Consider the following 5,051-nt stretch of genomic DNA (forward strand, 5'->3'; position numbering starts at 1 on the left):
GGAGCGCCCCCGGTGCCGTCCGGCAGCCCGGGCCCCACCGGCTCCCCGGCGGGGCGGCGGGCCGCGGCCCAGTCCGCGGCGCGGCGCACCAGGGGTTCCGCCGCGCCCTGCAGGGCGATTCCGGCGACCTCACCGAACAGGGCCCCGACGGCGCCGACGGCGGCTCCGCCCAGGATCTCGGCGAGCAGTCCCTGCCAGCTCCCGCCGCCCTCGGCGGGCCGCGCCGCGTAGGCGGTGCCCGCGGCCGGGGCGCCCGATACACCGGATGCACCCGATACGGCCGGGCCGTACGGGACGGCGGTGGCCGTGAGCTCGTCGATCGCCGAGCCGAACGCCTCGTTGAGCTCCTCGAAGCCGTCCAGCCACCCCGCTGCGGACGGCCCCGGATCGAACAGGCGGCCCGTGGCCCAGCCGCATGCGGAGATCACGGACGTGTCGTCGAGCGGCCGGCCCTCGTCGTCCAGGACCAGCGCGCACATCGCGCTCTGGCCCGACAGCACCAGCTCGCTCTGCGGCACGCCCGGATCGGGATCCGTCCCCGCGGGCAGGGCCGCGATCATCGCCTGGCGGAGCAACTCCAGGTCAAAGACCCCGCAGTAGACATCGTGCCGCCACATCCAGCCGTGCCGTGCCCGCCGGGCCCCCGTCTCCGGATGGTCCGCGGCCCACGGCATGAGCGACGGCACCCGGCCCGGCTGCGGGGTGAGGTCGACGACGTACTCGTCCCTCGCTCCGGAGCGTGCGGCGGGGCGCCTTCGGGGGAGGGCCGGAATGGTCGGCGGACTGAACAGCTCGATCGCGCGCCAGCACTCCAGCAGGGCCTCCCGCCGCCGGTCCTGCGCGTGTCCGCTCCGCACTCACTGCCCCCGTGTCCCCGCGCGGCACCCCTGCCGCTCCCCTGAAGATCAGCTGCACCACCGAATCTACCGGACCGTCAGGAGGAGCGGTCCCGTTCGGAGCGGGCCTCGGGTGCCGCAACGCCCGGGTACGACGAGCTGGTGGGGTCCGCCGACCAGGTGAGTTCCGCGGACATCGCGGTCCGGAGACCGCCAACGGGGTCGACGGCCTACCCGGCTGCGCTATCCACGGTGCTATGTCCACCGACAAGTGGTTCAGCCCCCTCGTGGCCAAGGGGCTGCTGAACCGAGGACCCCAGAGCAACGACGGGCGGCGGCGCTCGCCCTAGGCGGCGCCGAGGCCGACCCCGCGTTCTTCGGAGAGTCCACCTGGGCACACCGGGTGGCGCTCATCGCCAGCCTGCCGGCGGCGAACGCGGCCGTACTGATCGCCGCGGCACTGGTCCACCGGGCCGGGGCCCCGCAGGCAGCCGGGGAGGAGTCGCAGCCCGTGGCACCGGGCCGCCCGTTCATCCGCTACGCGGTGCACACCATCCCGCTCCCCGGCCTCCTGGCCATGGTCCTCTGGGACCGCGAGACATCGAACACACTGGGAGGGTTCGGGGTCATCACCCTGTGCCTGGCCGCTCTGGTCCTCGGTCCTGGACCGGCTCGCCCCGCCCGATCCCTCCAGGGAGGCGTGCGGCCCGGCCCAGAGGGTGTTCGCGGCCAGCGGCACGTCCGGTGGCGCGCTCGGAATCACCGGCTACAGCACCCGCTTCGACTCCGACGCCGTGCGCGTGGAGAAGGGGGACCTGGCATGGCCCCGGCAGCAGTTCGAGGGCGACCACCTGGCGCGGACGCTCGCCGGGATGTTCGTCTACGACCTGCCGAACGTCTTCGTCAACATCGGCCGCTACGACCGGGCCCGGGCCCTGGAGGAGAGCTGGACCGACGAGAACCCGCAGTTGGACAGGCCGTTCGCCTGGGGCGCGCAGCCGGACCGGGGCGGACCGGAGATCATCCTCAACGGCACGACGACCAACGGGTGCCGGGTGACGATCAGCGCACTGAAACTGGGCGCCCCCGGACGGTCCGCCTGCGCGGGTGAGAACGCCACCGTCAGCCCGGGCGCCCTCGATGCGGCGGAACTGCTGTGCGGAGCGGAGATCAAGCGCAAGACGGCCGTCCTGCTGTCGGCCCGCTTCACCTACGTCTCCCCCTCGGCCGGGTCCCGCGCTGCGGCGACCGGACCCCGGTCCGCGTGGTCGACGGCGGGTACGCCGAGAACAACGGCGCCCAGTCCCTCGTGGACCTCTACACCGGCAGCCTCGAACCGGCGGTCCGCGCGTACAACGCCGCCCATCCCGGGACCTGCGTCGTCCCCGTGTACGTGCACATCTCGAACGGCCATCAGGTGACGGCGCCGACCGTACTCGGCCAGCGCGCCTCGGAGCTCATCACACCGCTGAGCACGATGATGGCCGTGCGCGAACGGCTGCCCGAAGTGGCCCTGCAACGGGCGCGCATCGCCATGTCGTCCGAGGTGGGCTGCCCGCAGAAGACGGACAACGGCCAGGCGCGGCCCCGGTACTTCAAGATCGAGCCCAGCGAACACCCGCGCGTACGGGCCCCGTTGGGCTGGACACTGTCCAGGGCCGCACGCTCCGACCTGGACCGGCAGCTGAACGCCATCGCCTGCGAAACCCCGTGGCCCTCGCACGCCCACAAGGCCTGGGAGCAACTGACCGGCTGGCTGGACTCCACGGTGGACTGCCCTGACCGCACCTGAACCGGCGCACCGTCGCGGGCCCCGGGTCACGGCGTGTGCAGGGCGAGGGCCGCGCAGTGGCCTGCCGGGACCAGGACGTCGGTCAGGGTCCATCCCGGCAGGCGGGCCGGCGCGGAGCCCGAACCCACGTAGTCCGCGGCCGGGTTCTCCGACAGCCCGACCCCCAGCCCCTTGAGGTAGGCCTCCTTGCGGGTCCAGACCCGGGTGAACGCCGCCGAGCGCTCCCCGGGGGAGAGGGCCGCCAGTTCGGCGGCCTCCCGCGGGTGCAGTACGTCGGCCAGCTCCGGGATGGTGCGCGGCGCCACCAGCTCCTCCACGTCCACCCCGACCGGGGCGGTCGCGAACGCCAGCAGGCTGATGCCGGTGCAGTGCGAGAGCGAGAAGTGCAGGGCCCCGCCCGGGAGTACGGGTCGGCCGTGCGGCTCGTCGCAGTGTGCGCACGGGGCCCGCTCGACCGTGACCTCGCGCGGGACGATGCCCAGGTACGCGCCGAGCAGCCGGCGCAGTGCGACGTGCGCGCAGACGTACGCGTCGCGGTCGGCGGCCTGTACGAACTCGGCCGCGCGGGCCAGTTCCTGGGCGTCCAGGGTGCCGGGGGCGTGCCGGGCCGCGTGCACCCGGTACTCGGTGGTGTCCACGAGCCACAGCTGCGGGCTCGCGGCCACCAGGACGGCCTGCGCCGGACCGGGATCCGACAGCCTTTCCGGGAGCAGGAGTTGCTGCGTGAGCACGGACATGGGGGACCTCCTCAGGCGGCCGCGGGGACGGGGATCTGCTCCACCGGCGCCGGCTCCTCGGCCTGCGCGGGGTGGCGCAGGGCGAGTACCGCCGCCACCGGGGAGACGAAGGCGATCGCGCCGCACAGCAGCCACGTGGTCTGGATGCCGAGGACGAGCGAGAGCGAGCTGAAGACGGCGATGGAGATGGGGGCGGTGCCGATCCCGGCCAGGGCGAGGGTGGACATCGCCGCGCCCATCCGGTCCTCGGGGGCCGACTGCTGGTACAGGGTGACGATCGCGGGGCCGTTGAGACCGGACAGCAGACCCACCCCGGCCGCGACGGCGGTGAGCGAGACGACGGACGGCATCAGGGCCATCACGAGGATTCCGGCGGCGAGGCCCGCGCCGGTGACGACGAGGCGCACGAACATCGGGATGCGGTGCGCCATCGCGGCGCCCACCGCGCTGGAGCCGAGCGCGCCCACGCTGAAGGCGGCCAGCACCACGCCCACGGCGCTCACGCCCCAGCCGCGTTCGGAGACCAGCAGGGGAAGCGCCACCTCCGCGGGCCAGCTGAAGGCCAGGTCGAGGCAGAGGGCGGCGACGAACATCCAGCGCAGCCGGGGGTGGGCGGCCAGCAGCCGGAAACCGTCTCCGGAGCGCTTGACCAGGGAGACGCCGGGCTCCGGCTTCGGGCGGACGAAGCCGTGGGTGACGTGCAGCAGGCAGCCGAGCCAGATCGCTCCGGTGACGGCGCCGACCAGCATCGCCAGCCACAGCTCCCCGACGGTGATCAGGAACGCTCCGGCCGGTGCGCCGAGGATGGGGGCGACGCGCAGCACCATCGCGTAGAGGGAGTTCGCGCGGGCCAGCTGGTCGCCGCGGGCGAACATCGGCAGCAGTACGCCGGACGCCGGGCCGGCGAGGCCCAGGAGGATCCCCTCGATCAGCGCGATCACCACAAGGGGCCACAGCTGGTTCGCGGTGGCGGTGACGGCGGCGCCCGCGGCGAGCAGGACGACCCGGGCGGCCGTGGTGCGCAGGAGGATGAAGCGCGGGCCGAGGGTGTCGGCCACCGCCCCGCCGAAGATCAGCATGAGGGCGCGGGGCACGGTGGCGGCGAGCATCAGCAGGGTGACCGCACGGGTCCCGCCCAGCTCCACGGCGGTCCAGTTCATGGCGATGAGCAGGGCGAAGCTGCCGAGCTGCACGGAGGCCTGGCCGCCGACGAGGGAGCCGACCCGCCCCCATTGGACGGGTTGCGAGGGCGAAGGCGAGGGCTGCGGGGCGTGCTCTGCGGGGGTGTCCATGGTGCACCTGTTCTCTGTGGGGACTGAGGGAGAGGAGGGGTGGTTCATCGCTGGGTGCGGTGCAGGCCGGCGAGGGCGGTGGCCACGGCCCGGCGTGCGGCGCGCGCCAGGTCGGCGCTGCGGGGGGCGCTGCCGTACGTACGGAGTTCCAGGCGGCCCCCGAGGTGGCCGAGGCCGGCCGCCCCGAGTGCCCGGTGCGCGGCCGCGGCCGCCGCCGCGGTGGCGGCCGGGCCCGCCGCGGGCACGGCGGCGGCACTGACCCCCGGCAGCTCCGAGAGCCGGAACCGCCCCCGGACGCACGCCGCCCGGCCACGGCGGCCGCGCGGCCCCGCGAGCCGGCCGCCCGGCACGGGGCGCGATGCGGGGCGCGGGGCGGCCCGCCCGGGTACCGGTG

5 protein-coding genes and 1 pseudogene are annotated in these 5,051 nt (G+C 74.7%); 2 read left to right on the forward strand and 4 right to left on the reverse strand.

What is annotated here, in order from left to right; genetic code table 11:
• Positions 1-857, reverse strand: a pseudogene (locus tag ACFWNV_RS39240) (hypothetical protein); the annotation flags it as partial.
• Between the two features lie 698 nt (positions 858-1,555).
• Between ACFWNV_RS39240 and ACFWNV_RS39245 the strand changes: the two are divergent.
• Together ACFWNV_RS39245 and ACFWNV_RS39250 are read left to right on the forward strand one after the other, a co-directional pair.
• Entirely contained in the window at positions 1,556-2,257 is a 702-nt protein-coding gene (locus ACFWNV_RS39245; RefSeq protein ID WP_383957014.1) for a hypothetical protein, read from the forward strand.
• On the forward strand, positions 2,254-2,628 hold the full coding sequence (locus tag ACFWNV_RS39250; protein ID WP_383957017.1) for a hypothetical protein: 375 nt from the start codon (positions 2,254-2,256) through the stop codon (positions 2,626-2,628). The genes ACFWNV_RS39245 and ACFWNV_RS39250 overlap by 4 nt, the downstream gene beginning before the upstream one ends.
• Positions 2,629-2,654: 26 nt before the next feature.
• Here ACFWNV_RS39250 and ACFWNV_RS39255 read toward each other — a convergent pair whose 3' ends face one another.
• The 3 genes from ACFWNV_RS39255 to ACFWNV_RS39265 all read right to left on the reverse strand — a co-directional run.
• The gene (locus ACFWNV_RS39255) at positions 2,655-3,365 is read right to left on the reverse strand and encodes a 4'-phosphopantetheinyl transferase family protein (protein WP_383957020.1); all 711 of its coding nucleotides are present in this window, start codon (positions 3,363-3,365) and stop codon (positions 2,655-2,657) included.
• A gap of 11 nt (positions 3,366-3,376) precedes the next feature.
• Positions 3,377-4,657 (reverse strand): MFS transporter, encoded by a 1,281-nt coding sequence (locus ACFWNV_RS39260; RefSeq protein WP_383957022.1) that lies wholly within the window; start codon positions 4,655-4,657, stop codon positions 3,377-3,379.
• Positions 4,658-4,701: 44 nt separating this feature from the next.
• Positions 4,702-5,051: hypothetical protein (locus tag ACFWNV_RS39265; RefSeq protein WP_383957025.1), on the reverse strand; the 350-nt coding region annotated here is incomplete at its 5' end.

Origin of the sequence: Streptomyces sp. NPDC058401 (assembly GCF_042722885.1) — a bacterium.
Classification (GTDB): domain Bacteria; phylum Actinomycetota; class Actinomycetes; order Streptomycetales; family Streptomycetaceae; genus Streptomyces.

What these genes read in the sequence shown, in the direction of transcription:
- ACFWNV_RS39255 (WP_383957020.1), bottom strand. Translation starts at nt 3,365, where the DNA reads ATGTCCGTGCTCACGCAGCAACTCCTGCTCCCGGAAAGGCTGTCGGAT.
- ACFWNV_RS39260 (WP_383957022.1), bottom strand. Translation starts at nt 4,657, where the DNA reads ATGGACACCCCCGCAGAGCACGCCCCGCAGCCCTCGCCTTCGCCCTCG.